The organism is Arthrobacter sp. BG5, assembly GCF_056680155.1.
Genome location: NZ_CM155268.1, coordinates 2,053,884 through 2,079,353 on the forward strand (window position 1 = coordinate 2,053,884; position 25,470 = coordinate 2,079,353).

Annotated in this window: 18 protein-coding genes; 7 read left to right on the plus strand and 11 right to left on the minus strand. The window is 68.1% G+C overall.

What is annotated here, in order from left to right; translation table 11 throughout:
- Window positions 1–103: 103 nt before the first annotated feature.
- From AC1MBE_RS09510 to AC1MBE_RS09535, 6 genes are all read right to left on the minus strand, one after another.
- Window positions 104–1,606: a bifunctional phosphatase PAP2/diacylglycerol kinase family protein gene (locus AC1MBE_RS09510; protein ID WP_479777654.1), complete on the minus strand. Its 1,503-nt coding sequence runs from the start codon at window positions 1,604–1,606 to the stop codon at window positions 104–106.
- A gap of 16 nt (window positions 1,607–1,622) precedes the next feature.
- Complete coding sequence (locus AC1MBE_RS09515; protein WP_479777656.1) at window positions 1,623–2,810, minus strand: MFS transporter; 1,188 nt, start codon at window positions 2,808–2,810, stop codon at window positions 1,623–1,625.
- Window positions 2,811–2,933: 123 nt separating this feature from the next.
- Window positions 2,934–4,616 carry an ABC-F family ATP-binding cassette domain-containing protein gene (locus AC1MBE_RS09520; protein ID WP_479777658.1) on the minus strand — a complete coding sequence of 561 codons (1,683 nt, stop codon included), beginning with the start codon at window positions 4,614–4,616 and terminating at the stop codon, window positions 2,934–2,936.
- A gap of 21 nt (window positions 4,617–4,637) precedes the next feature.
- Complete coding sequence (locus AC1MBE_RS09525; RefSeq protein WP_479777660.1) at window positions 4,638–6,614, minus strand: penicillin-binding transpeptidase domain-containing protein; 1,977 nt, start codon at window positions 6,612–6,614, stop codon at window positions 4,638–4,640.
- A 56-nt stretch (window positions 6,615–6,670) separates the two neighbouring features.
- Window positions 6,671–7,327, minus strand: coding sequence for a response regulator (locus tag AC1MBE_RS09530; protein ID WP_479777662.1), 657 nt, complete (start codon window positions 7,325–7,327; stop codon window positions 6,671–6,673).
- Window positions 7,324–8,598 (minus strand): sensor histidine kinase, encoded by a 1,275-nt coding sequence (locus AC1MBE_RS09535; RefSeq protein WP_479777664.1) that lies wholly within the window; start codon window positions 8,596–8,598, stop codon window positions 7,324–7,326. Before AC1MBE_RS09535 ends, AC1MBE_RS09530 begins: the two co-directional genes overlap by 4 nt.
- 198 nt (window positions 8,599–8,796) lie before the next feature.
- On the opposite strand from AC1MBE_RS09535, the gene AC1MBE_RS09540 reads away from it, so the two are divergent.
- Window positions 8,797–9,894, plus strand: a complete 1,098-nt coding sequence (locus tag AC1MBE_RS09540; protein ID WP_479777666.1) for an FtsX-like permease family protein — start codon at window positions 8,797–8,799, stop codon at window positions 9,892–9,894.
- A 71-nt stretch (window positions 9,895–9,965) separates the two neighbouring features.
- Window positions 9,966–10,664: an ABC transporter ATP-binding protein gene (locus tag AC1MBE_RS09545; protein WP_479777668.1), complete on the plus strand. Its 699-nt coding sequence runs from the start codon at window positions 9,966–9,968 to the stop codon at window positions 10,662–10,664.
- Between the two features lie 17 nt (window positions 10,665–10,681).
- Here the strand turns inward: AC1MBE_RS09545 and AC1MBE_RS09550 are convergent, their stop codons facing one another.
- The 5 genes from AC1MBE_RS09550 to AC1MBE_RS09570 form a co-directional block, all read right to left on the minus strand.
- Window positions 10,682–12,121 (minus strand): phytoene desaturase family protein, encoded by a 1,440-nt coding sequence (locus AC1MBE_RS09550; RefSeq protein ID WP_479777670.1) that lies wholly within the window; start codon window positions 12,119–12,121, stop codon window positions 10,682–10,684.
- Window positions 12,114–13,595, minus strand: coding sequence for a glycosyltransferase family 87 protein (locus AC1MBE_RS09555; RefSeq protein WP_479777672.1), 1,482 nt, complete (start codon window positions 13,593–13,595; stop codon window positions 12,114–12,116). The genes AC1MBE_RS09550 and AC1MBE_RS09555 overlap by 8 nt, the downstream gene beginning before the upstream one ends.
- A 230-nt stretch (window positions 13,596–13,825) precedes the next feature.
- On the minus strand, window positions 13,826–13,966 hold the full coding sequence (locus AC1MBE_RS09560) for a hypothetical protein (RefSeq protein WP_346958760.1): 141 nt from the start codon (window positions 13,964–13,966) through the stop codon (window positions 13,826–13,828).
- A gap of 675 nt (window positions 13,967–14,641) precedes the next feature.
- Entirely contained in the window at window positions 14,642–15,226 is a 585-nt protein-coding gene (locus AC1MBE_RS09565; protein WP_346958759.1) for a histidine phosphatase family protein, read from the minus strand.
- Window positions 15,227–16,699, minus strand: coding sequence for a CCA tRNA nucleotidyltransferase (locus AC1MBE_RS09570; protein WP_479777674.1), 1,473 nt, complete (start codon window positions 16,697–16,699; stop codon window positions 15,227–15,229).
- A gap of 170 nt (window positions 16,700–16,869) precedes the next feature.
- Here AC1MBE_RS09570 and AC1MBE_RS09575 point away from each other — a divergent pair, with 170 nt between their 5' ends.
- From AC1MBE_RS09575 to trxA, 5 genes are all read left to right on the plus strand, one after another.
- Window positions 16,870–17,418, plus strand: coding sequence for an NUDIX hydrolase (locus tag AC1MBE_RS09575; protein ID WP_346958757.1), 549 nt, complete (start codon window positions 16,870–16,872; stop codon window positions 17,416–17,418).
- Window positions 17,419–17,524: 106 nt separating this feature from the next.
- A complete protein-coding gene (murJ, locus tag AC1MBE_RS09580) occupies window positions 17,525–19,606 on the plus strand; it encodes a murein biosynthesis integral membrane protein MurJ (protein ID WP_479782557.1) in 2,082 nt (693 codons plus the stop codon).
- Between the two features lie 172 nt (window positions 19,607–19,778).
- Window positions 19,779–21,353: an ABC transporter substrate-binding protein gene (locus AC1MBE_RS09585; protein WP_479777676.1), complete on the plus strand. Its 1,575-nt coding sequence runs from the start codon at window positions 19,779–19,781 to the stop codon at window positions 21,351–21,353.
- 129 nt (window positions 21,354–21,482) lie between these two features.
- A complete protein-coding gene (gene trxB / locus AC1MBE_RS09590; protein WP_479777678.1) occupies window positions 21,483–22,439 on the plus strand; it encodes a thioredoxin-disulfide reductase in 957 nt (318 codons plus the stop codon).
- Window positions 22,440–22,477: 38 nt separating this feature from the next.
- A complete protein-coding gene (gene trxA / locus AC1MBE_RS09595; protein ID WP_346958754.1) occupies window positions 22,478–22,804 on the plus strand; it encodes a thioredoxin in 327 nt (108 codons plus the stop codon).
- The last annotated feature ends 2,666 nt before the right edge of the window (window positions 22,805–25,470 follow it).

The window sequence follows — 25,470 nt, forward strand, 5'->3', positions numbered from 1 at the left end:
TGTGGTTGTGTATCCACCACGCTACCGATGCGGCCGCTCGAATTCGCCGCTCTCAGGGTTGATTCAGGGGTCAATCAGGGTCGTCCCGCGGCGGGCTCTCCGGTCAGTCCTGCGGTCTCGGGGAGTAGTAGACCAGCCCGCCGGGCTTGACCGAGAACTCCACGGCGCGGACTCCGGGCATGACTTCGCCGTCCACCGCCAGCACCATCGTGGTGCCCCCCGGCTCCACCCTGATCCGGCTGGTTTCACGCAGGTGGGTGATCCGCGATGTGGCCACGGTGCCGGTCAAGACGGCCCACAGCAAGCGCAGCCGGGCAAAGGATTCGTCCGCGGTGATCATCCGCAGGTCCAGCACGCCGTCGTCCAGCACCGGCCGGACCAGCGGCGCGTGGTCGCGGGGGTAGTAGCGGCCGCGGCCGACGTAGAGGATCCAGACCCTGTGCCGGACGCCGTCCACCACCAGGGTACCGGGGGTGCCCGCGGCGAAGGTGCGGAACATGGCGACGACCCCGGCCAGCGGCTTCCCCAGGGCCGGCTGAAGCTGCTCCCGGCGGCGCACCAGATTGGGGTAAAGGCCGATGCTGGCGGTGTTCAGCATGGTCAGTTCCAACTTTTCGGGGCTGTCCGGCAGCCCCCGCTCCACCGCGACGTGGCCAAGGTCGGCCCGCGCCGCCTCCCCTTTGGCGGCGGCCTCGACGGCGGCCTGCAGGGTGGGGGTGCCGGCGTCGCGGGCGAAGTGGTTGAGGGTTCCGCCCGGCAGGACCAGGAGCGGGATGGAATGCTCAACGGCGAACGCGGCGGCGGTGCCCACAGTCCCGTCGCCGCCCCAGACGCCGAGCGCGACGACGCCGGGGCGGGTCGCCACCGCCTCGATCGCGGCCGCCACCTCCTCGTCCGGACCGATCTCCTGTATATACGCCTTGGGGAATACTTTCCGGAGGGCGGCGGCCGTCTCTTCGGCATAGGAGCCGCCGAGCGTATTGACGGCAATGCCTAGTCCCTCACCGTCGGGCAGCGCGGCCGCCGGCACGGGGGTGCGCCGGACCGCGGGGAACGGGGGACGGACCGGCCACCACTTCCTGGTAACGAGGGCCGCCCCGGCGCCGATCGCGGAGCCGAAGAAGACGTCCGAGGGCCAGTGCGCCCCCGTGTGGACCCTGGAATAGGCGACTCCGGCGGCGACGGGAGCCAGGGCGGCGCCGAGCGCCGGACGGACCAGCCCTACACCCAGGGCGAAGGCGGCGGCCGAGGCGGAGTGCCCCGAGGGCATGGAGGAACTGCTGGGCTGCGGGTGCACAAAGCGGAAGACCGGGAGGTGCTCGGGCAGCGGCCGGGCCCGCGGCAGCAGGGTCTTGAAGACCACATTGGTCACGGCGGAGGCCACGCCCTGTGCCAGGACACCGTGCAGCGCCGCACGCCGCGTCCTGCCGGGAAAGAACGCCATTACGCCGGCAATACCGAACCAGAGCTTGCCCTTGTTGGCGGCTGCGGAGAGCCGCCGGAAAAAGTCGTCGTGGCCCCCGCCTGGCAGCCCGGACACGGATTGAACGAGTCTGCGGTCCAGCTTCTCCAGCCGGTGCGGCGTTTTTCCCAGCATGCTTCGCATTTCCCCACCCTACTGCTCAGCTGGCGCGCAGGGGCCTCGCGGCGCCGGCGAGCAGCAGGGCCCCCAGAATCGGCACCCCGATGGCCAGCAGCGCCAGCCGGATCCCGGTCAGGTCGCCAAGGTAGCCGAGCAGCGGCGGCCCGGCCAGGAAGGCGAGGTAGCCGAGGGTGGACACGACCGAGACGCGGGCCGCGGCGTGCTTGGGGTCATCGGCCGCGGCGGACATGCCCATCGGAAAGGCCAGGGCCGCCCCCACACCCCACAGGGCGGCGCCGGCCGTCGCGAGCCAGATGTTGCCGGCGAAGACGAAGAATCCCAGCCCGGCCGCGGCGGCTGCCATGCTGCCGCGCAGCACCGCCACCCGGCCGTACACGTCGATCGCCCGCCCGCCGAAGAAGCGAACGGCGGTCATTGCCAGCACAAAGACCGCGAACAGCAGGGCTCCGGTGGACTGTTCGGCACCGAGGCCGTCCACGGCGGCCTTGGCGATCCAGTCATTGCCCGCGCCTTCGGTCAGGGTGGCGCCCAGGACGACCACACCGATCAGCAGGGTGCGGCCGTCCCGCCAGGCGGAGGCGGCCCGGGGCGGCCTGGCTTCGCCGTCGGCCGGAACCGGCGCCGGGATGTGCGGCAGGAAGTAGCGTGGCGCCACCAAAGCGGCCACGACCACCACCGCGGCGATGACCAGCAGGTGCGCCGGGAGCCCGACGCCGAGTGTGGATAGCCCCGCACCGAGAAGCGCACCCACAAAGGCGCCGCCGCTGAACGCGGCGTGGAACTGCGGCATGATGGTCCGGCCCAGCCGGTGTTCGACGTCGGCGCCCTCAATGTTCTGGGACACGTCCCAGAGGCCGATGCCGATGCCGAAGAAGAAGAGCGCCACCGCGGTGCCGACGATCGAACCCACGTTGAGGGACAGCGCGATCCCGACACCGGCGGCCGCCGCCAGCAGGCCGGCTGCCCGGACCGTGTTGCCTGTCCCCAGCCGGCCCACCACCCAGCCGGCGGTCGGCAGCGCGATCAGCGAGCCGACTGCGACGCACAGCAACAGGCTTCCCATCTGCCCGGAGGTGATGTGCAGGGTCTCGGTCACGGCGGGGATGCGCGCGGCCCAGCTGGCGAACACGAGGCCGTTGATCCCGAAAATCAGGAAGGTCGCCGCAGCGGCGGCCTTCAGGGGCGGGGCGGTTGCGGTTCTGGTCATAAGGTCACTGCCTCCACGGAGTGTTGTGCGGGCCGGTCAGGGTCTTGCCAGGGCAGCGCGGGGTCACTTCACGCCCAAAAAACCTCCGGGTATGGGCGCCAAGTAACCCCGCGCTGCTGTTAATCAGCGGGCCCGCTCGACGCGTTTTTCGTCCCAGACCGGCTCGGCGGATTCGTAGACCTTGCCGTCGGAACCGAAGACCAGGAAACGGTCGAAGGTGCGGGCGAACCAGCGGTCATGCGTGACGGCCAGGACGGTGCCCTCAAAGTGGTCGATGGCCCGTTCCAGGGCCTCGGCCGAGTGCAGGTCCAGGTTGTCCGTGGGCTCGTCGAGCAGCAGCAGTGTGGCGCCGGAAAGCTGCAGCAGCAGGATCTGGAACCGGGCCTGCTGGCCGCCGGAGAGGGATTCGTACTTCTGCTCGGACTGTGACGCCAGGCCGTAGCCGTCCAGCGCCCCGGCCGCCGCCTCGCGGCCCAGCCCGGAGCGGTGTTCGTCGCCGCGGTGCAGGATGTCCAGCAGGGTCTTGCCGAGCAGGTCCGGCCGGACGTGGGTCTGGGCGAAGAACCCGGGCCGGATCCGGGCGCCGAGCTTCACGGTGCCGTCGTGCGGGACTTCGGCGATGTCCACATCGGAAACGGGCAGGTGCTCGCGTTCCGGGTCGGTGCCGCCAGTGGCGAGCAGGCGCAGGAAGTGGCTCTTGCCGGAGCCGTTGGAGCCGAGTACGCCCACCCGGTCGCCGAACCAGACCTCGGTGGAGAACGGCTTCATCAGCCCCGTCAGCTCCAGCTTCTCGGCCACGATGGCGCGTTTGGCCGTGCGTCCGCCCTTGAGCCGCATCTGCACGTTCTGCTCGATCGGCAGCGCCTCGGGCGGGCCGGCCTCGAGGAATTTCGCCAGCCGGGTCTGCGCGGCATGGTAGCGGTTGGCCATGTCGGAGCGGAACGCGGCCTTGTTCTTGTACATGTTGACGAGTTCCTTGAGCTTCACGTGCTCCTCGTCCCAGCGCTTGCGCAGCTCCTCGAAGCGGGCGTTCCGGTCCGCACGGGCTTCCACGTAGGAACCGAAGCCGCCGCCGTGGATCCAGGCGCCGGCGCCGTTGATGCCCGGCTCAAGGGTCACGATGCGGCCCGCGGCATTGTTGAGCAGTTCGCGGTCGTGGCTGATGAAGAACACGGTCTTCTTAGACTCGTTGAGCTTGGCTTCGAGCCAGCGCTTGCCCGGGACGTCGAGGTAGTTGTCCGGTTCGTCGAGCAGCAGCAGTTCGTCCGGGCCGGCGAACAAGGCCTCAAGTACCAGCCGCTTCTGCTCGCCGCCGGAGAGGCTCGACGCCGGCCGGTGCTGCGCGCGGTCGAAGGGCAGGCCAAGGGCGGCCATGCAGACCTCATCCCAGACGGTTTCGACGTCGTAGCCGCCAGCGTCGCCCCAGTCCACGATCGCCTGCGCATACTTCATCTGGGTGGGTTCGTCGTCGTGCTCCACCATCGCCAGCTCCGCCTCGTCCACGGCGCGCGCAGCGGCGGCCAGCGCGGGCGGCGCGGCGGAAACCAGCAGGTCGCGGACGGTAGAGTCGTCGCGCACCTGGCCGACGAACTGGCGCATGATGCCCATGTTCCCGGAGCGGCCGATGACGCCTTCGTCCGGAACGAGGTCGCCGGAAATGATCCGGAACAGCGTTGTCTTGCCTGTCCCGTTGGGTCCGATCAGGGCCGTCTTGGTGCCGTCCGGGACCTTGAACGTCACCCCGTTGAGCAGCTGGGTGCCGTCGGAGAGGAAGTAGTCGATGCCGGAAACGTCAATATGAGCCACCCGGCAATCTTCCCACGGCCCCTAGCCGGCGGCGGTGAGGAACTCCTTGAGCAGGGGCCCGGAGGTGGTGGCGCCGAGGCCGCCGTCCTCCACGAACACGGCAACGGCGAGGTCGCCGTGCACGGCCACGATCCAGGCGTGGGTCTTCGGCGGGTTCTCCTTGCCGAATTCGGCGGTGCCGGTCTTGGCGCCCACCGGTGCGCCGGGCACCGAGGCGAGGAAACCGGCGTGCCCGGAGGTCACGACGGCGCGCATCATGTCCGCCAGGGACGCCGCCTCCGCGGCGGTCACCGGTTTGCCGGCGGACTTCGCCGGCTCGGGCGCGGACTGCGTCGGCGACGCCGTCGGACCCGCCGACGGCGTCGGACTGCCCGTCGTCGCGGCGTTCGGGTTGAGCACGAGCTGCGGTGACACCGGCGCACCCTTGGCCACCGACCCGGCCATGACGGCGGCAGCCAAGGGGGACATCAGCACCTTGCCCTGGCCGATCATTGAGGCGGCGTGTTCCGTCCCCTCCGCCTCGCCCGGGACAGAGCCCAGGAAGGCCGCCGTCCCCAGGGACGGGGCCTCCACGGCGACGCCGAGGGAGGTGGCCGCCGACTCCAGCTGGGCCTGGCTGACCTTTTCCCGGGCGTTGATGAATGCGGTGTTGCAGGAATGCGCGAAGGCGTCGCGCAGGGTCACGGAGCCCAGTGAAGCGGCGGGGTAGCCTTCCGCGTTCTTGAAGGTCCGGCCGTCCACGGTGAGGGTGGCGGGGCAGTCAACCTTGGCATCGGGGGTCATTCCGTTGCGGAACATGGCCAGCGAGTCGACGATTTTGAAGATGGAACCAGGGGCGTACTGCCCGAGCATGGCCGTGTCATACCCGTTGCTTCCCGGCCCGGAGGCGGCGGCCAGGACCGCGCCGCTGGAGGGGCGGAGCGCGACGATGGCCGACGCCGGTCCCACGTCGCCCAGCACGTCCTCGGCCACCTGCTGAAGCCGCGGGTCCAGGGTGGTTTTCAGCGCGGTTCCGGGCTTCATCGGCTCCTGGAACAGGATGCGGCGGCCTTCGTTGGGCTGGGCCCTGCGTTGTTCCGCGGTCAGGCCCTCGGTCTGGGCGAAAACCTGGATGCCGCTGGTGCCGCGCAGCTGGGCGTCGTACTGCTGCTGGAGGCCGCCGGTGCCGGTGGTGTCTCCGGCCCGGAGGGCGCCGCCGGATTTTTCGATTTGTTCGGCGCTGGCCTCGGCGACGGTTCCGAGCAGGGCACGGGCGAAGCTGCGGGTGGGGGCCAGTGGAAGCGAGTCGGCGATGGCCCGGGCACCAGGGATCGCGGCAATCTGGTCGTCGGTGATGGTCCGCCCGGCCTGGCGCAAGGTAATGGCGGCGACGAAGGCTTCGGGTCCGGACGCCGTGACCTGCTTGGTGTAGGCGGCCGGGTCGACGCCCACCAGCCGGGCCAGCTTGTCCGCCGACGCGGACGGATCCGCCGACCCCAGTTGCTGCTTGTCGATGCCGACGTGGACCACCGGCCGGTCGGTGACGAGCTTGGCGCCGCCGGCGCCCAGGATCTCGGCCCGCTGCGGGGACTCGGTTGAGGTGCCGAGGACTTCAGTGTCGGCCAGGCCGGGCACCAGCAGGTCCGGGCTCCAGAGAGTCTGCCACTTCCCGTCCGCCTTCTTCAGCTGCGCGGACACGGTGTATTTCCACTCGCCGGCGCCGATTTTCCAGCTGTAGTCCAGCGGGACCGTGGCGGTGTCCTTTTCCAGGGTCAGCTCCCCGGCGGTCACCGCGGGTTTTGTTGGGTCGAGCGCTTTGAAGACGGCCTTGAGCCGTTCATTTGCCGCACCGGAATCCGTGCCTTCGAAGGCTACGGCGCCGACGTCGAGCGCGGCGACCGCCGAGGCCAGCTGCTTCGCAGCATCCTGCGCCCCGGACCGGCCGTCATCGCAGGCTACGAGCGAGGTGCCCAGGACCAGGCCGACAAGTGCCAAGGACAGTTTGTGAATTTTCCCCATTGCGCCATTATGCCCCGGGGCCCGGACAGCGGCGGTGTCACGTAGCCGCCCCCTGCCTAGCCGCGCCGGATGATCCGCCGCTGTGCGGCCATGGCGATCGCCGCCGTGCGGTTGTCCACGCCCAGCTTCGCGTAAATGTGCACCAGGTGCGTCTTGACCGTTGCCTCGGAAATGAACAGCTGCCTGGCGATGGCGCGGTTTCCCAGGCCGGTGGCCAGCAGTTCGAGCAGCTGGATCTCCCGGGCGGACAGGGCCGGCCCGGGGTTGCGGATCCGGCCCAGCAGCCGCGCGGCGACCTCCGGGGCCAGCGCCGTCTGGCCGGCGGCGGCAGCGATGACCGCCTGGCGGATCTGCTCCGGCGGCGCGTCCTTGAGCATGTAGCCGCTCGCGCCCGCCTCGACCGCGGCGAGGATGTCCGCGTCGGAATCGAACGTGGTGAGCACCAGCACGGGCGGCGCCGGCGTCCCGGCCTCGCCGGCCTTGATCCTGCCGGTTGCGGTGACCCCGTCCATGCCGGCGCCCATCTGCAGGTCCATGAGCACGACGTCGGCCGGTTCGCCGAGGGTGTGCAGCCGCTTCAGTGCGGCCAGGGCCGCGGCGCCGTCGCCTGCTTCCGCTGCGACGGTGATGCCGTCGAAATCGGCCAGCATGGCCCGCAGGCCGGCCCGGACAACCGGGTGGTCATCGACCAGGAGCACTCGGATTCCGTTCACAGTTCTTCCTTTCCAAGCGGCAGCCGGATGGCCACCACCGTCCCGTCACCCGGCGCGGACTCCACTTCGAGGGTCCCGGCCAGCGCGGCCACCCGCTCCCGCAGCGACTTCAGTCCGTAGCCGGAGCCGTCGGCCCGGACCCGCACCGCCGCCGGGTCAAACCCGGCTCCGTCGTCGAAGACGTCCATGGCCACCTCGGTGCCCAGGAAGGACAGCGTCACGACGGCGGTGCCGGCGTTCGCATGGGTCCATACGTTGGCGAGGCTGGCCTGCGCCGCGCGCAGCAGGGTGGTCCGGTACGGGGCGGGGAGCTCCGCCGGGGTTCCGTCGACTTCGAGGCGGCAGCGCAGCACAGTGCCGCGCGCGGCCGCCTCCCTTTCTGTGGTGTCGCAGAGCCGGCGCAGGCTGTTCACCAGCGGGCTTTGTTCAAGTTCGGGCGGCTGCAGGCCGCGAACAAAGTTGCGTGCCTCAGCCAGGTTTGCCGCCGCCGTGTCCTGGACTGTCCGGAGCCGTGTCCGGGCCAGTGCCGTGTCCCCCGCGTCCAGCGCCCGTTCGGCCGATCGCCCCATCAGCACGATGCTGGAGAATCCCTGGGCCAGGGTGTCGTGGATTTCCCGGGCCAGCCGGGTCCGTTCCGCCAGGGTTCCGGCCTCGTGCTGGCTGCGGGCCAGCTCGGCGCGGGTGCGGCGGAGCTCCTCGGCCGCCCGCCGCTGCTTTTCCGCCTCAAGGTAGAGCGCGCGGTAGGCCAGGCCGGTGACGACGGCGAACGCCGCCCCGAAGGCGGGGCCGAGCACCATCGGCAGCTGCGGCGCACTCCCGGCCGGGCCACCGTTGTGGAACCACAATCCCGTGATCACCAGCAGCGTGCTGGCCGCGATCGCCACCAGCGCCGGGGCCCGGGGCAGCAGGTGCAACTGCAGGAAAAACAGCGGGAAGGCCAGCCAGACGAAGTCCGCGCTGCCCCAGACCAGCAGCAGCCAGAGCAGACAGACCGCGCCCAGCCACCACACCGAAAAGCGGCGCGGATCGAAGCGTCCGGGCCGGGCGGAGTGACGCTTCTCGAGCACCGTGCCGGCCAGGTAGACGACGGCGAGGCACAGGGCCAGAGCCAGCTTCAGCCAGCCCGTGCCGTGGACCCCGGCGGCCAGCAGCCGCACCAGCGCCACGAGCAGCAGCACGGCGAATCCCACGTGCAGGCTGACCCGCAGGACCCGCAGGACCACGGCGGCACCGGTGGAGTCCTCCGCCGGTGCGCTGCTTCTGCCGTCCATGGTTTCAGCCTAGCGCCGGGGGCCGGCCGAAAACCGGGAAACGTCCCGGGAGGGCGGCCCCGGCGTTGAGGATCAACCGTTTGGTTGACCGGCGGGTCATCCAAACGGGCGCGGCGGACCATCCGGAGCCCCGATGGCACGGCCGGCCCGCGGCGCGAGAGTGGAGGGGAGCCCAACCACCAACGACAAAGGACACCCATGTTTCTCGCCATCCGCGACATCCGCTTCGCCAAGGGCCGGTTTGCCCTGATGGGCGGCGTCGTCGCCCTTATCACCCTGCTGCTGGTGATGCTCTCCGGACTCACCGCAGGCCTTGGCAACCAGTCGACCTCCGCCATCGCGGCGCTGCCCGTCGACCAACTGGTCTTCGGCGCCCCCGCCGGCGGCAGTCCCGAGGCCTCCTTCACCGAATCGGAGGTCACCGGTGCGCAGGTGGCCGCGTGGTCGGCCCGTGAGGGCGTCGGCACGGCGGAGGCGCTGGGCGTCAGCCAGGGCCGGCTGCAGGTCCTGGGCGGCGGGGGAGTGCCCGCCGGCACCGCCAACGTGGCCGTCTTCGGCGTCGGGTCTGGGAGCCGTCTGGCTCCGGCCCCGGTGGCTGATGGCACCGTGGTGGTCGGGGCCGGGACCGCCCAGGACCTCGACCTCGCCGTCGGCAGCCGGGTGGCGGTGGGCGGCACCGAACTGGCCGTCTCCGCCGTGGTTCCGGAGCAGTGGTACTCGCACACCGGCGTCGTGTGGACCACCCTGGGCGACTGGCGGACGCTGGCCCATCTTGCCGGAAGCGGCGCGGTCGCCACGGTGGCGGCGGTCAGCTTCGAGGACGGCGCCGCAGTCGACGTCGCGGCGGCCAACCGGGCGGCCGGAACCGTCAGCGCCAGCCGGGAGGGCTCCTTCCAGGCCCTCGGCTCCTACCGCAGCGAGAACGGTTCGCTCCTGCTGATGCAGGCCTTCCTCTACGGCATCTCCGCGCTGGTGATCGTGGCGTTCCTGACCGTCTGGACCGTGCAGCGCACGCGGGACATCGCCGTGCTGAAGGCGATGGGCGGTTCCTCGGGCTACGTAGTCAAGGACGCCATGGTGCAGGCCGCGGTCGTCCTCGTCGCCGGGGCGGCCGCCGGCGGCACGGCGGGTGTTGTCGGCGGCCTGCTTGCCGCCCGGGCCGCGCCGTTCCTCACCACCCCGCAGACCACCCTGTTGCCGGTGGCCGGGATTGTCGTCGTGGGCCTGGCCGGTGCTGCCCTGGCCGTGCGGGGTATCACGCGCGTCGACCCGCTGCTGGCGCTCGGCGGCAACTGACCTGGCCGCCCCGACCACTGAACACTGAACACTGAACCTTGAACACTGAACATTCTCTGAAAGGCATATACGTGGAATCCGCCCTGCAACTCAGTAACGTGACGCTCGAATATCCCGACGGTGACGGAACGCTCCGTGCACTGGACGACGTGAGCCTGGAGCTCGGCCACGGCGAATTCGTCTCCCTGGTGGGTCCGTCCGGGTCCGGAAAGTCCTCCCTGCTGGCCGTTGCCGCCACCCTTGTCCGGCCCACGGCCGGCTCGGTCCTAGTCGCAGGCAAGGAGGCCGGTTCCCTCCCCGAGGCCGGGCGGACCGCATTGCGCCGGGACAGCATTGGCATTATCTTCCAGCAACCGAACCTGCTGCCGTCCCTCACCGCGGTCGAGCAGCTCGTCATCGCCGCCCATCTGCGGTCCGAGCCGCTCCGCGAGGCACGAAGCAAGGCCGCAGCGCTGCTGGGACGCGTCGGCCTCGGGTCCGCGCTGGACAAGCGCCCGCACCAGCTCTCCGGCGGGCAGCGCCAGCGGGTCAACATTGCACGCGCGCTGATGGCCAGCCCCGCAGTCCTGCTGGTCGACGAGCCGACGGCGGCGCTGGACCACCAGCGGAGCGAGGAGATTGTCGGGCTGCTCCGCCAGGTCACGGACGAGTTCGGCGTGGCCACCCTGATGGTCACGCACGACACCGGGCTGCTGTCCTTCACCGATGCGGTGGCAACGATGCGCGACGGCCGTCTTTCGCCGGCGGAAACTCTCGTGCCGGCGCCTTAGGCACCCAGGCTGGGGAACTAGGCGCCCAGACTGGGGAACGGGAGCCCGAACATGTCTTTCAAGGCATACCTTGCGGCGTGGAAGCCTGGCATCCCGGTGACGCCCGGCCCGGGCGGCGTCGACGAGGAGCACAGGTACACGCCCGGAAGCGGGGTCCGCCACGGCACGGGACTGAGCACCGGCCGCCGGAGCAGGCCGCGCAGGTCCATCGCTCCGGCGCTGAAGTCCCCGCCGACGTAGTTCGAGTTGTACTCCCCGAGTTCCGCCGCCGTCGTCACCCGGTAGCCGACCACCAGGTCCCGGAACCCCGGTGCGAAGCGTTCCAGCTGGGCCATAATGGCCGCGCCCATGTCCACCGTGGACCCGGCCGGAACGTGGCAGTAGGTCCAGAGGATCTGCCGGCCCGCCGGTGCCCGGGAGGGATCGAACCGGGACGGCTGGGAGACCAGGACGTAGGGCCGCTCCGGGTGTCGGCCGGCGGCGACGAGGCGCTCCGCTTCGGCGGTCTCGGCACGCGTTCCGCTCACGTGCACGGTTCCGGCCTCGGCGAGTTCCGGAGCCGTCCACGGCACCGGGCCGGACAGGATGAAATCGACCTTGCAGGCGCCGTTGCCGAAGCGGAACGACTCGAGGGCGCGGGTGTAGCCGGCCGGGAGGCGGCCTCCGGCGATCCGCAGCAGTCCGGGCGGCGCCACGTCCAGCAGGGTGGCCCGGACGGGCGGAAGGTCGGTCAACGAGTCAATCCGCGCCCCGGTCTGCACCACGCCGCCGTGGGCTTCGATGTCCGCCACCATCGCTCGGGCGATCGCGGCGGAGCCGCCCACCGGGATGGGCCAGCCGCCGGCGTGCCCGAGGGCACCCAGCAGCAGGCCGGCCCCTGCGGCTGGCAGCGTCGGCAGGGGGGCGACGGCGTGCGCGGCCACCCCGGTCAGCAGGGCCGGAGCCAGTTCCTCCCGGAACCTCGCGCTCCACAACCGGGTGCCCTGCTCCAGGGTCCGCAACCCGAAGATGGCGGCTGTCAGCGGGTGCCGCGGGACCCGGAGTAGCTGGTTCAAGGTCAGGTCGGCCACGCCCTCCAGCCGGTCCACCAGGGGTGACATGAGCCGGCGGTAGGCGTCGCCGTCGCGCCCCAGGGCCGCGGCTGTCCGCTCCAGCGAGCGGTAGCCCAGCGCCGCCCGCCCGCCGTCCAGCGGGGCACCGTGGGAGAGTCCGGGGACCTCCAGCCGGATCCGCCGGGACAGCCCGAACTCCCGGAAAAAGGGTGACGCCAGGACCATCGGGTGCACCGCTGAGCACACGTCGTGGAGGTGTCCCGGCTCAATCAGCTCCGTGGTCCTTAGACCCCCGCCCAGGGACCCGGCCGCCTCGTAAACGTGCACCGCCAGTCCGGCCCGGGCCATGGTCACCGCGGCCGCCAGCCCGTTCGGACCTGACCCGACGACGGCTACATCAGGCACGGGAATCCAGCTCCGTGGGGACGCGCCGCCATGGCAGCACGGAAGCTGCCGGCCGCCGCAGGTTCAGCCGCAGCCGGTCCGCGGCGCCGTCGAACGGTCCGCCGTGCGGGTCGTCCACACCGCCCCGGCGTACGACGTCGTAGCTCGGGTCGCAGATGTCCCACACCACACGCGCCATCAGATAGCCGGTGGCGAGCATGTGGGCCACGACGGCGAGGACGTAGTAGGGCATGTCGATGTTGTGCTGGGTGGGACCTCCGCTGGTCACCTGGCCGAGGTACATCCAGATGGCCGCCCAGTGCAGGCCTTCGATGGCCTGCCAGAGAAGGAAGTCCCGCCACCTGGGCCGGGCCAAGGCCAGCAGCGGGATCAGCCAGATCACGAACTGCGGCGAATACACCTTGTTGGTGAGGATAAAGGCGGCCACGATCAGGAACACCAGCTGGGCGAGCCTCGGCCTCCGCGGGGCCGCGAGGGCCAGGGCGGCGACCAGCACGCAGGCGAGCAGGAAGAGGTTCAGGGCCAGGCCGTTGATCACCTCGGCTTCCAGCGGCTTCCAGCCCAGGCGGCCGGCAACGAGGTTGTACGCGAACCAGGGCGAGCTGTAGCCGGCCGGGCGTGACTCGGTGAACTGGTAGAAGTACTTCCAGCCGGCCGGGTCGCCGGTGGCTGCCGGGAGGTTCACGGCCAGCCAGGTCGCGGCGGCGGCGCCGGCGGTGACCAGGAAGGCGCGGATCTTGCCGGTGCGGAGGGCCAGCACCAGGACCGCGCCCAGGATCAGCAGCGGGTAGAGCTTGGTCGCGGTGCCGAGGCCGATGAACAGGCCGGCGAGGAGCAGCTTGTTCCTCGAGAAGAAGTACATCCCCAGGGCAAGCAACGCGACGGCCCACATGTCCCAGTTGATGAAGCCGGCGAGGACGATGCCCGGGGCGAGGGCCACCATGGCGGCGTCCCACGACCGGCGGCGCGCGGTCCGCGCGGTGGCCAGCACGGTGACGATCCAGACCGCGGCGACCAGGGTGGCGTTGACGTCAAAATAGGCCAGGACGCGGGCGTTGCTCACGCCGTGGCCGGGGACCAGCAGCGCCGTGGCGCCGGCGATAAGCCCCATCAGGACGGGGTACTCGAAGAAGCTGCCCGCGGTGAGGAACGGGAAGGCACCGTCGCCCAGGCCGCGGTTCCTGAACAGTTCCGGGAAGTCCGAGTAGCAGGTGGCATAGAACTGGCCGGGGGACTCCCAGCCCTTGCTGCGGCAGTAGCTCTTCAGCAGGATCCCGGTCAGGGCAGCCAGCACGGTGAGCAGGACGAGGACCCGTTCCACCGTGAAGAATCCGGGGGAGACGATGCCGGGGGCGGTTCGCCGGCCCAGCGGGCCCCCGACGAGTTCGGTGAAATTCCGCAGCAGCAGGTCGCTGCGGCTTGGCACTACCAGTCGGGTCCGCTTCCGGTTCTCCGGCGGCATTGTCTCCTGCATGCCTTGAGCTTACCGGGGCCGCAGCGCTCCGCGGTGGCGGGCCCCAGGGGACGGTGACCGGGGACGGTGACAGGGGGACCGGCGGCCGGCGCGGCGGTGAGGGGGCCGTTAAAACAAGCAGCCCACGCGTTGCCGCGTGGGCTCCTTGGGGATCGGTTCCGATGGTCCTCATCAGTTCCTCCTTCTACGGGCATGATCTCTGCCGTGGCCTGGACCGAGGCGCCGCGGCATCAGCGGAGGAGTCCCATCTGGTGCATGGCAAGGAAGATGTCTTCGCGCCGCTGCTCAAGCAGCTGGGCGTTGAAGCGCGTCTTGTCTTTGCGCACGGGCTGTGAGTTGAAGATCAGCACGTCCTGCAGTTTTCGGATCATGGTGGTTACCTCCCCTCTGGGGTGCTGGAAGGAACGGTGGTTTCGGAGGCAACGCCGGGTGGCGGGTGCGGTTAATGGGGCTCGGAGCAAGAGTCACAATGGACCTTTCGTTGTTGTGGAAATGAAAAGTAATTGGGCACGGAAATTAGGGCCCTGGAAATGGAGGAATAAAGCCCTAATTAGGCATGGGAATGCCCGGCACTAATCGGGCGATATTAAAAAAGGCGAAACAATGGCCCCGGACGCGATGCGCCGCAACCCCAACAAGAAGCTGGGTTCCGAACTATGGGAATACTGCGCAAACCGCGTGGTTCCGCTGGGTCAGACGTTCCGTCCGGATTGTCCTGCGGGACAACACGGCAACCTTCCGATTCCGGCGTTAGACCGGGAGCGGGGGAGCTATCAGGCGGAAAGTCCGGCGTTCGGGCGCGCGGCAGCGACAGAGGCCGGGTTTGCGGTGAGGGTGTACATCCATCCGCTAGTCAAAGTAATCATTTTTCCCAACCTCCTTTTCTGTTCTGCCGTGGCTCCGGCTGACTGGCCGGGCGACGCGCGCCGTGACCCCGGCAGGTCGCTCTGGGGTCAGAAATAAAAATACACCATGAATGCGGCAGTTCGCCACAGAATTCATAAACTTTTGCTGAAAAACTTTTCTGAGCGGCGTTTAATCGGAGTTTATAGGCCCCAGCGCACGACGGCGGGGGTCTTCTTGTCCCATCCGAGCGTGCATACTTTCGCGGTGCCGAGCACGAAGTGCCGGCCTTCGTGGGCGTCGAGACCAAGCCACCGGGCGGTGAGGATGCGGGAGAAATGGCCGTGCGCCACGATCAGGACGTTGTCCAGGCCCGATTCGAGGACCCGGGCCACGATTTTGTCGGCGCGGGCGGCAACGTCGTCGAGGGCTTCCCCGTTGGGGACGCCGTGGGTCCAGATCAGGTAGTCGGGGTTGTCCTTGCGGATCAGGTCCGAACTGATGCCTTCGTACTCGCCGTAATCCCATTCCACCGCCAGGGGTTCCTGCTGCGCGTCGGGGAAACCGGCCAGCTCCGCGGTCCGGCGTGCCCGGCGCAGCGGGGAGGTCAGCACGAGGTCGAAGTCGACGGCGTCAAGCACCTTCCGCGCCTCCACGGCCTGCTGTTCGCCTTCCACGGTGAGCGGCAGGTCTGTCAGGCCGGTGTACTGGCCGCTCTTGGACCATTCCGTTTCGCCGTGGCGCAGGATCCAGAGCTGGGGACGGGGACCGTTGGAAGGTGCAATCACTTAGGACTCCTCAGTTGGGGATACGTCGACGGCGGCGGCTTCCGGCTGCGCCGCCCACCATTCATGCAGCTTGGCCTCGGCCACGGCGGGCTCCAGCGGTCCGTGTTCCATCCGCTCTTCCAGCAGGAACTTGTAGGCCCGCCCCACCACCGGACCGGGTTTGAGCCCCAGCAAGGCCATGATCCGGCCGCCGTCGAGGTCGGGGCGGACGGCGTCGAGCGACTCCTGCTCGCGCAGCGCGGCGATGCGCGCCTCGAGGTCGTCGTAGGCAAAGGCGAGGCGCTCGGCCTTGCGCTGGTTGCGGGTGGTCACGTCCGAGCGGGTCAGCCGGTGCAGGCGCTCCAGCAACGGCCCGGCGTCGGTGACGTAGCGGCGGACCGCCGAGTCGCTCCAGCCCGCGTCCCCGTAGCCGTAGAAGCGCATGTGCAGCTCGACCAGCTTGGCCACGGCCTTGATGGTGTCGTTGTCGAAGCGGAGCGCCTTCATCCGCTTCGATGTGAGCTTGGAGCCCACCATGTCGTGGTGGCGGAAGCTCACCGCGCCGCCGGGCTCGAAGCGGCGCGTGGCGGGCTTGCCGACGTCGTGCATCAGGGCAGCGAACCGCAGCACAAAGTCCGGCCCGGGCACGGCGCCGTCCGCGTCGGTTTCCAGCGCGGCGGCCTGTTCCAGGACCTGCAGTGAGTGCTGGTAGACGTCCTTGTGGCGGTGGTGCTCGTCGGACTCAAGGCGCAGGGCGGACACCTCGGGCAGCACGAACTCGGCGAGGCCTGTCTCGACCAGCAGGTCCACGCCGGTCCGGGGCCGGGCGGCGCAGATCAGCTTGACCAGTTCGTCGCGCACGCGCTCGGCGGAGATGATCTTGATCCGCTCGGCCATTTTCGTCATGGCCTGGCGCACGTCCGGGTGCACCGACACGCCCAGCTGGGCCGCGAAGCGCGCTGCGCGCATCATCCGCAGCGGATCGTCGGAGAAGGAATCCTCCGGGGATCCCGGTGTGGCGAGTGTGGACGAGTGCAGGTCCCGGACGCCGCCGAACGGGTCCACCAGTTCCAACGCCGGCAGCCGCAGGGCCATGGCGTTAATCGTGAAGTCGCGGCGCAGCAGATCGTCGGTGAGCGAGGTTCCGAACGCCACGACGGGCTTGCGTGATTCCGGATCGTACGCCTCGGCCCGGTAGGTGGTGATCTCGATCTGGAACCCGGCCTTGCGCATGCCGATTGTTCCGAAGGCGCGCCCGATCTCCCAGTAGTTGTCGGCCCATTTTTTGATCAGTGCCACCGTCTGATCCGGCGTCGCGTCCGTGGTGAAGTCCAGGTCCGGCGATACGCGGCCGAGGAAGAGGTCACGCACCGGTCCGCCGACAAGCGAGAGTTCGTGACCGGCGTCGACAAAGCGCTGCCCAAGCTCGAGGACCACCGGGTCTACCTGGAAGTCGACGGTGTGGGAATCAGTCTGGTGATGTGCATGCGCCATAGTCTCTTAAGCTTGTCAGAAATCCCGGCCAGCACCACACCATGGCGGTCCACGGACCGCCGGTGCCCGCGGCGCGGAGGGGAAGGGCCGCTGATCCAGTTTTCCGCCCGGCCACTTTCCTGTCATGTTTAGGTCATCAAGTCCGGGCAAGAGTCGTTAGAGTGGACTTCATGGCCCATCCCGTACCGAGCGCTCCCGGCAGGAGGACAAACGCACCGTTGCCCTCGGCAATCGGTGCCAACGTCGCGCCCGCGCAGCACCCGGGACAGGCGTCGCTGCCGACCGTCGAGGAAGTCTCCGCCGGCGGTGTGGTGGTGGATACCTCCGACGCCGAACTGCGCGTCGCCATCATTGCCCGCCTCAACCGCGGCGGACGCTTGGAGTGGTGCCTGCCGAAAGGCCACCCGGAAGGCAAGGAAAGCAACGAGGAAGCCGCCGTCCGTGAAATCGCGGAGGAAACCGGGATCGAAGGCAAGATCCTCGCGCCGCTTGGCAGCATCGATTACTGGTTCACCGTCAGCGGACACCGCGTCCACAAGACCGTCCACCACTACCTTTTGCAGTCCACCGGCGGGGAACTGACCATCGAGAATGACCCGGACCAGGAAGCGGTGGACGTCGCCTGGGTGCCCATCCACGAACTCGCCCGCAAACTCTCCTTCCCGAATGAGCGCCGCATCGCGGACCTTGCCCGCGAAGTCCTGCCCGAACACCGCTGAGGCCGCCGCCGGCGGTGCCCGGCAGGCAGTCCGCACCGTCGGACTCCGCGCCGTCCCGCTGCCGGGATTACGCATAAAGCCGCGCCCGGGTGAGACGATGAAGATAATGTCTGCCGCCAAGCCCCGATCAGCAAAGCCCGCCACTTCCGGGAACGACCACCCCCAGGCCGTCCAGTCCGGAGAGGCGCGGTCCAGCGCCGTTATGGCCGCCGGAACCCTGGTGTCGCGCTTCCTGGGCTTCGGAAAAACCTGGATGCTGGGAGCCGCCCTGGGCCTCGGATCCACGGTGACCGACACCTTCATCAACGCCAACAACCTGCCGAATCTGATCTTCCTGCTGGTGGCCGGCGGCGTGTTCAATGCCGTCCTGGTGCCCCAGATCATCAAGGCCAGCAAGGCACCGGACCGCGGCGCGGACTACATCAGCCGGCTGCTGACCCTGGCGGTTGTTGTGCTGCTCTCGCTCACCCTGCTGGTGACCCTCCTGGCGCCCTGGGTGATCGAATTGACCACGCAGGGCTATTCGCCGGCGCAGAAATCGCTGGCCGTGGCCTTTGCATTCTGGTGCCTGCCACAGATCTTCTTCTACGGCCTGTACGCCCTGCTCACCCAGGTCCTGAACGCGAACGGCGCCTTCGGGCCAGCCATGTGGGCACCCATCCTGAACAATATTGTCGCGATTGCCGGCCTGGGCATGTTCATCGGGATCCTTGGCGCCAATGCCAGCAATCCGCACACGCTCGACAACTGGGGCTCCTTCCAGACCTTCCTGGTGGCGGGGTTCTCCACGATCGGCGTGGTGGCGCAGACAGCCATCCTGCTGGTTCCGGTCTTCCGGCTGCGGCTGGGCCTGCGGCCCCGTTTCGGCTGGCGCGGGGTGGGCCTGGGGCAGGCGGCGAAGCTGAGCGTGTGGACCCTGGCCACCGCTGCCGCGGGGCAGCTGGCATTCCTCTACGTCATGCGCATCGCCACGATCCCGGGGGCCGAGCGCCTCCGGCTCGAACGCGCCGGAGACCACGCCGCGGCGGCCACCCTGCCCGGCAACGCCGTGCTGGAAGTGGCCAGCCAGCTGTACCTGCTCCCGCACTCCATCATTGCCCTGTCCCTGGCCACGGTGCTGTTCAACCGCATGACCCGTGCCTCCCAGGACGGCAACCGCGCGGAACTGCGCCGGGCGCTGTCGCACGGCCTGCGGACCATGGCCGTCGCCACGGTGTTCGGGGCCCTGGCGCTCTTCGCGCTGGCGGGACCGCTGGGCATGTTCTTCTCGGGCGGGCAAAAGCAAGACGGCGTGATGCTCGCCCAGACCCTGACCATCCTGGCCCTAAGCACCCCGTTCATGAGCGCGAACTTCATGATGTCCAGGGTCTTCTACGCCAACGAGGATGCCCGCACCCCCTTCTTCATTCAACTGGTACTGGCTTTCGTCAACGTGGTGGCGGCCTTCTTCATCCAGTTCCTTCCCTTTGACCAGATCATCTTCGCGATCGCGATCCTTTACACCGGCGGCAACATCCTCTCCGTCATGGTCAGTGCGTTCTTCCTGCGGCGCCTGCTCGGCCACCTGGACGGGCCGCGCGTGGCCAGCTCCTACATCCGGATGGGTTACGCGGCGCTCGGTTCGGCCGTCGCCGGGGCCGGCGCACTGTGGCTGATGGGCAGCTACCAGGCCGACGGTTTCGCCTGGAGCAGCCGTCCCGCCGCCCTGGTGACGGTCGTCGTCGTCGGGCCCGTGATGCTCGCCATCTATCTGGTCCTGCTGAAGGTCCTCCGGGTCACCGAACTCCAGGACCTGCTGCAGCCGCTGCTGGGACGTCTGCGGCGCACCCCCGCCGCCCCGGGGCCGGAAGTCGCTCCCGGAGCCGGCGGCGCTGACGCTGCTGCACCGGAGGTCCCGGCAGCGGCCCGCCGGACGCCGGAGCGCGCCACCACCTCGGTGGACACCGGCCTGATTCCCCGCATCTCGGGCGAGTTCGACGCCGCATCGTTCCGCGCGGGCCCGGATCTGGGCCGGCAGGACGCCCAGGGATGGGCGGCCGACGGCGGGTACCTCCCCGAAGAGGAGCTGCCCGGCACCGCTCAGGGCAGCCAGGGCCGCGGCGAGATTCCGCTGCCTGGGCGCCGGACGTACCAGGGCCAGGCCGGCCACAATCCATACTTCCCGTTTGACCGGCGCAGGAAAAAATGAAGCGCATCCGGTTCGCGCTGCCTTAGGTCACGTGGCGCAGACACTGCATCGGCTAGGATCGAAGACTAACAAGGGGAGTTGCGGACCAGGGGTCAACCGGCTTTACCGGGGGCCTGGAGTGACTGACGAAGTCATCGAGGCCAGCAGTTCCCGGACAGCCTAGGAGGAGCCCGTGTCCCACCCGATCGATGTCGGATCAGTACTTGGCGGCCGCTACAAGGTCACAGCCACTGTACTGACCTCGCATGACCAGGATCTGGTGCTGGACGGGGTGGACCAGGTTCTGAACCGGCCGGTGAGCATCCTTGTGGCCGGTCCGGGCAACGCCGATCAGGTGGCGCAGAGCGCCCGCGAGGTGGCAACCGGCGAGCGGCCCGGGCATGTCCAGATCCTCGACCTGGGGGTCAGCGACGCCGCGACCTACCTCATCACCAACCACACTTCAGCCGCAGACCTGCTGGACCTTGTGGTGAGTTCCAACCCGCCCTATGTCGAACCGTTCTTCACCGACACGCTGGGCAGCGAGATCTTCGGACAACCGCGGTCGCACGAGCCTGAGACCTATGACGGACTCTATGACGACGAGGAAGTCGACGCGGGGTACATCAACTATGGCGAGCACCAGCGCCAGGCCGGGCAGTTGCCCCCGACGCCGTCGGCGCCGGCCCAGCGCGTCCCCGCCCCGCCGGCTGCCTCGCCGGCCGCGGGCGCCCGCGGTACCGGCGCGGCAGCTGCCGGGGTAGCAGCGGGAGCGGCCGGAGTCGCCGCCGCAAACGCCGCGAAGTCTCCGAAGACCGCGCCGCAGGAAGCTACGGCGCAGCCAACGGCCGCCCAGCCGATCCAGCCGGCACCGCCTGCCGCGCCGGCACCGCCTGCACCGACGACGGCACCGGCGGACGCGACACCAAAGGTTTCCCGCTGGGAAGACGACGACTACGACGATGCCGAGCCGGATCAGCGGACAACGGCGCTGGAAGCGGCAGCCCTCTCCGGCTCCGGATCCGACCGGGCTGCACGCAGCTTCCCGGTATCCGCCAAGCAGACTCCTTCCGAGGACCGCTACAACGACGACGAGGACGACGACGAGTCACCCCGTCGTGAGCCCCGGTCCATGCGCTGGCTTGTCGGCGCCTTGCTGGCGGCCGTCCTGGTCATCGGCCTCATCTTTGCCGTAACCAACCTCGGCGGGCTCTTCAAGGGCAGTGCCCCCGAAGCCGGAAAGTCCACGGCGCCCGCAGCGAGTACCCAGGCACAGTCGGCAACGCCCTCGGCCAGCGAAAGCGCACCGCCGGCCGCCGTGCCGCCGGCCATTGAATCGGTCAGCCGGATCGGCAGCTTCGACTTCGCCGCGACCTATGACGGGGACCTGGTCAAAACCTTCGACGGCAACGCCGCCAGCTACTGGTCCGACATGGAATTCGCCAACGACGCTTGGGGTGGTTTTGCCCCTGACGGCGTTCCGCTGGTGGTGAAACTAAAGGCTCCGGCCCAGATCTCCTCGGTGACGCTGAGCCAGCTCGGCGCCTCCGGCGGCAATATCAGCGTCTTCACCAACAACCGGCCCTCGCTTGATGGCGCCAAGCAGGTAGGCAGCAACAGCTTCACCTCGTCGGAGCTCACCATGCCGCTGCAGGAGCCGGTCACGGCGCAGTATGTGATTGTTTCCATCAAGAGCCTGCCGAAGCTGGCCGCCCCCAAGACCCGCTACGGCTACGGGCTCCGCCTGGCTGAGATCAAGATCCAGTAGGAGCTGCCCCGGCCGCACGTCCCTGCCCCACCGCTGGGCCGGGCGGAATATTCAGCTACCCACAATAGTTGTGCCATGTGGCCGCCCACCCTGGCGGGCGCATCGATAAAGGAAGAGGTTCACCGTTCAGTGACCAACGCAGAAAACACCGCGTCCGAAGTACGTGATGTCATCATCGTCGGCTCCGGACCGGCGGGCTACACGGCCGCGGTGTACACGGCACGCGCCAACCTGAAACCGCTGCTCCTGGCCGGGTCGGTTACCGCCGGCGGTGAACTGATGAACACCACCGACGTCGAAAACTACCCGGGTTTCCCTGACGGCATCATGGGTCCGGACCTGATGGAGAATTTCGAGAAGCAGGCCGCGCGCTTTGGTACCGAGATCCAGTTTGAGGACGTCACCGAGCTGGACCTCGACGGCGATATCAAGACCGTTACGATCGCCACGGGGGAGACCTTCCAGGCACGCGCCATTATCCTGTCTACCGGCTCTGCCTACCGCGAGCTCGGCCTGCCCAACGAAAAGCGCCTCTCCGGCCACGGTGTGAGCTGGTGTGCAACCTGCGACGGTTTCTTCTTCAAGGATCAGGACATCGCCGTGATTGGCGGCGGCGACTCAGCGATGGAAGAGGCACTGTTCCTCACCAAGTTCGCAAAGTCCGTCACCGTGGTGCACCGCCGCGACACCCTGCGTGCCTCCAAGATCATGGCCGACCGCGCCCTGGCCCACGAGAAGATCAGCTTCATCTGGAACAGCGGTGTGGAAGACGTGCTCGGCGGCGACAAGGTCACCGGACTCCGGTTGAAGAACCTGCTTGACGGCACCGAAACCGAACTCGCCGTCACCGGCGTGTTCGTGGCGATCGGAAACGACCCCCGGACCGACCTGGTCAAGGGCAAGCTGGACCTTTCACCCGAAGGCACCATCGCCGTCGACGGCCGCACCTCCAAGACCAGCGTCCGCGGCGTCTTCGCCGCCGGCGACGTGATCGACCCGACGTACCGCCAGGCCATCACCGCTTCGGGATCCGGCTGCGTCGCCGCCCTCGACGTCGAGCACTACCTCGCTGACCTCCACGCCTAAACAGCGCGCGGCAATCAACCCAAGAGAGAGACAAGGTTATGAGCAACGCTAAAGATGTAACAGACGCCAGCTTCAGCACCGACGTGCTGGGAGCCGACAAGCCCGTCATCGTCGATTTCTGGGCCGAATGGTGCGGTCCCTGCCGCAAGCTCAGCCCTATCCTCGACGAGATCTCTGTCGAATATGGCGAAAAGGTCAACGTCGTCAAGGTCAACGTTGATGACAATCCGGCCATCGCTGCCGAGTACGGCATCACCTCCATCCCCGCCGTTTACCTGTTCCAGGGCGGCGAAGTGAAGGGCACCGTCATTGGCGCCCGGCCGAAGCAGTTCTTCGAAAAGGAATTCGCGGACTTCCTGTCCTAAGCTATTCCCGCGCTGGCCGGTTGATCCGGTCGGTCGGTCGGTCAGCCTGCCCGGCGGTGGCCCCCACTTCGCGAGTGGGGGCCACCGCCTTTTTGGTGGCCCCCACTCCGCCGATACAGAGCTCCGTGTGCTTCCAGAGCGGGCCCGGTGGCGCGGGAAGAAACCGAAAGTGTTTGATCAAAGCACCACATTTTGCTGGAATTGGACAAAGTGAGGCCCAAGGAATTGCGTGCACCCGGGTAGGCAGAAGTCAGCGGGCTGCGGGCTCAAAGGGTTAGGAAACACCGGCCGTCGGGCGGAAGGTGACTGGCAGCGGCTGGATGCAGAACAGGACGTCAGGGCGGCTAAGGCCGCACCAGGAGGCTCGTCCTAGCTCGTGCGCCTGCAGGCCCGGAGTTGGGAGGAAGACTCGCGCCGAGAGCCTGGACCTTTGCGCGATCGCGACGGGGAACTCGGTTGAACGGTGTTACCCCTCCAGCGAGCTGGACTGCATCCAATGAGGCTGCCGGGGGAGCCAATCCGAAATTCTTGCGTCCGGTTCCGCCCGTTCGATATCGGCATCACACCTAGCTGCTACACGGGCCCAGGTGGGTTAGATGTTTCACGTGAAACAGAGAAAGTCTCTGGGCGGCTCGTCCCGGGAGCCGGGACCAACGCGCCCAGCCAAGAGGATCGCAGACTTTCCCAACCCCAAGTATGTTGAAAAACGCTCACGCCCGCTGCCTCCACACGGAGGATCTCTGGCAAATGTTTCACGTGAAACCTCAAGCCAATGCCGTCTCGAAATCGTCCGCCGCGATTGGTGCACTAGTTCGAATTCGCACGCTATCCGCCGAGCGCTCTGGGCTATGTCGGCGCGTCTGTCCCAAAGCTTGCGTGTTGTCGCAGGGCCCTCACGGCCACTCCGCAATCAGTGATTAGTAGCTGTTGTTCCCACAACCACTCTTCTGGAGGGTCCACCACACATCGTCCGAATTGGGCCATCGCCGCAATTGACTGGTACCACCTCGAGCCGGCGAGAGCTGGGTGATACGGGGCCTCGGAATTCTTCTTGGCCCCTTCACCACGCACGCGATTATTTTTGGCACAAAAACACCTGCGGATCCGGGGAGAAGGCGAACATCCAAGCGGTAGGTGACAAAACTCGCCCATGCACATGGTGATGTTTCACGTGAAACGGCCGCCCGACAGCGCTTGCGGCTAATCCGCAGCTAAAGTCAGGAACTCCGACAGGCAGCCGCAGTTTGTCACTGTCGCGTACCGATCGACAGCTATCAAATGCAACACTTGGTTCGCGGAGCGACGTCCGGTACACATTGCGATGTCCCCGACTCGCGAATCCTCACCTGGCAGGAGGGCTACAGTCCTGAGTCCTGCTCCGAGGGCTACCTGCTGCGCCGACCTGGTTGGGGTGAACACGCGGGTCGGGCGCCAACCCTGGCGCTCCAGGAGAGTCCGTGCCCAAAGGTCCCCGCTTGGCATTGCCACGGGCTACCCGCAAGATTAAGGCGAATGTTCACTTCCATAAGTCACCTTGTTTCACGTGAAACATGCACCCAGCGAAGGTGGGCAGGTACTCAATGAGCGTGGGGCGAACACACCAAAGCGGATTCGATGCCTGCCGGACCCTTTTGAATCGCAAGGCGTCGTGTCGACTTGAGCGCACCCGCATTTCTCCCGCAACCGGGAAGCTCCTCGTAAGGGGCCGGAACGTGGTCCCAGTGGAACTCCGTGCGGGATAGGAGAATGCAGCACGGCAATACCACACGACACGATGCAGGATCCCCGAGAGCCGTAACCATCAGGTCCAACGGTCCAGGGACTGGATTTGTCGCCGCTCCGCCTTTGGGGCAGGCAATGCAGCGCACAATAGGTCCCAGCTGGCTCGTAGGCAGGGCACGCAGTCGTTCTCATGACAGTCGTGCCGGAGTCCTTGTCCCGCGCCCGCCTGACTGTCACGAGCGTGAAACTGCCGGCCGAGCCCCAACAGAGCGGCCAGTCCACCCGCTTGGGAACGAATGTCTGCCTCCTCCCAGTGGCAGCAGGCCCAGTTTCTCCCGATGGGCGACCAGGACCCACGGCTATGGGCCAACGAGCCAGAAAGAGGCCGGCGCGCCTGATGCTCCGTCTGCATGGGTCAGATCTACCTCTCCCACCAGAGGCAAGACGTGTGGGACCGTGGCTCGAGCGGACCAGCGCAACTTTCCAGCCTATGGCCACGCTTTCAGCGACGCCCCCGCGGGGGACGGCCCTCGGGGGGTCTGGAGAAGGTACAGCACCTGAATCACCGTCCCAAGTCTGCACGTTGGAGTCCACGGCAACTTCATTGTGCCGTGGCGTTGTCGGCTTCCCAGCGCAGCGGCCCGTGTGCTCCCGCCGGGAACCTGACTTCTTCCCAGGCCGGGAACGCACAATCAGGCGATGAACTGCGCAACCAGGTTATGCAGCGGATAGCTGCTCGCCCGGAAGTGACTACCGTTGGCCGCCCACCGCCAGCACATTTTTTGTTCCCATCCCGCGAGGAAGGGAGGCCAGTTCGTCGACGACGTCAAGGGTCTCACGGGCGGTGAAGCCACGACTTGCCCAAGAGTTATTCACAACATTATCCACAGCCCTCTGCGAGGTTACACACATCTCTATCCACAGGCCAATTTCCACCGACCTGC

Excerpts from the sequence above, each read along its gene's own strand:
- AC1MBE_RS09510 (WP_479777654.1), bottom strand. The coding sequence starts at position 1,606 with ATGCGAAGCATGCTGGGAAAAACGCCGCACCGGCTGGAGAAGCTGGAC.
- AC1MBE_RS09515 (WP_479777656.1), bottom strand. The coding sequence starts at position 2,810 with ATGACCAGAACCGCAACCGCCCCGCCCCTGAAGGCCGCCGCTGCGGCG.
- AC1MBE_RS09525 (WP_479777660.1), bottom strand. The coding sequence starts at position 6,614 with ATGGGGAAAATTCACAAACTGTCCTTGGCACTTGTCGGCCTGGTCCTG.
- AC1MBE_RS09535 (WP_479777664.1), bottom strand. The coding sequence starts at position 8,598 with ATGGACGGCAGAAGCAGCGCACCGGCGGAGGACTCCACCGGTGCCGCC.
- AC1MBE_RS09540 (WP_479777666.1), top strand. The coding sequence starts at position 8,797 with ATGTTTCTCGCCATCCGCGACATCCGCTTCGCCAAGGGCCGGTTTGCC.
- AC1MBE_RS09555 (WP_479777672.1), bottom strand. The coding sequence starts at position 13,595 with ATGCAGGAGACAATGCCGCCGGAGAACCGGAAGCGGACCCGACTGGTA.
- AC1MBE_RS09560 (WP_346958760.1), bottom strand. The coding sequence starts at position 13,966 with ATGATCCGAAAACTGCAGGACGTGCTGATCTTCAACTCACAGCCCGTG.
- AC1MBE_RS09570 (WP_479777674.1), bottom strand. The coding sequence starts at position 16,699 with ATGGCGCATGCACATCACCAGACTGATTCCCACACCGTCGACTTCCAG.
- AC1MBE_RS09575 (WP_346958757.1), top strand. The coding sequence starts at position 16,870 with ATGGCCCATCCCGTACCGAGCGCTCCCGGCAGGAGGACAAACGCACCG.
- murJ (WP_479782557.1), top strand. The coding sequence starts at position 17,525 with ATGTCTGCCGCCAAGCCCCGATCAGCAAAGCCCGCCACTTCCGGGAAC.
- trxA (WP_346958754.1), top strand. The coding sequence starts at position 22,478 with ATGAGCAACGCTAAAGATGTAACAGACGCCAGCTTCAGCACCGACGTG.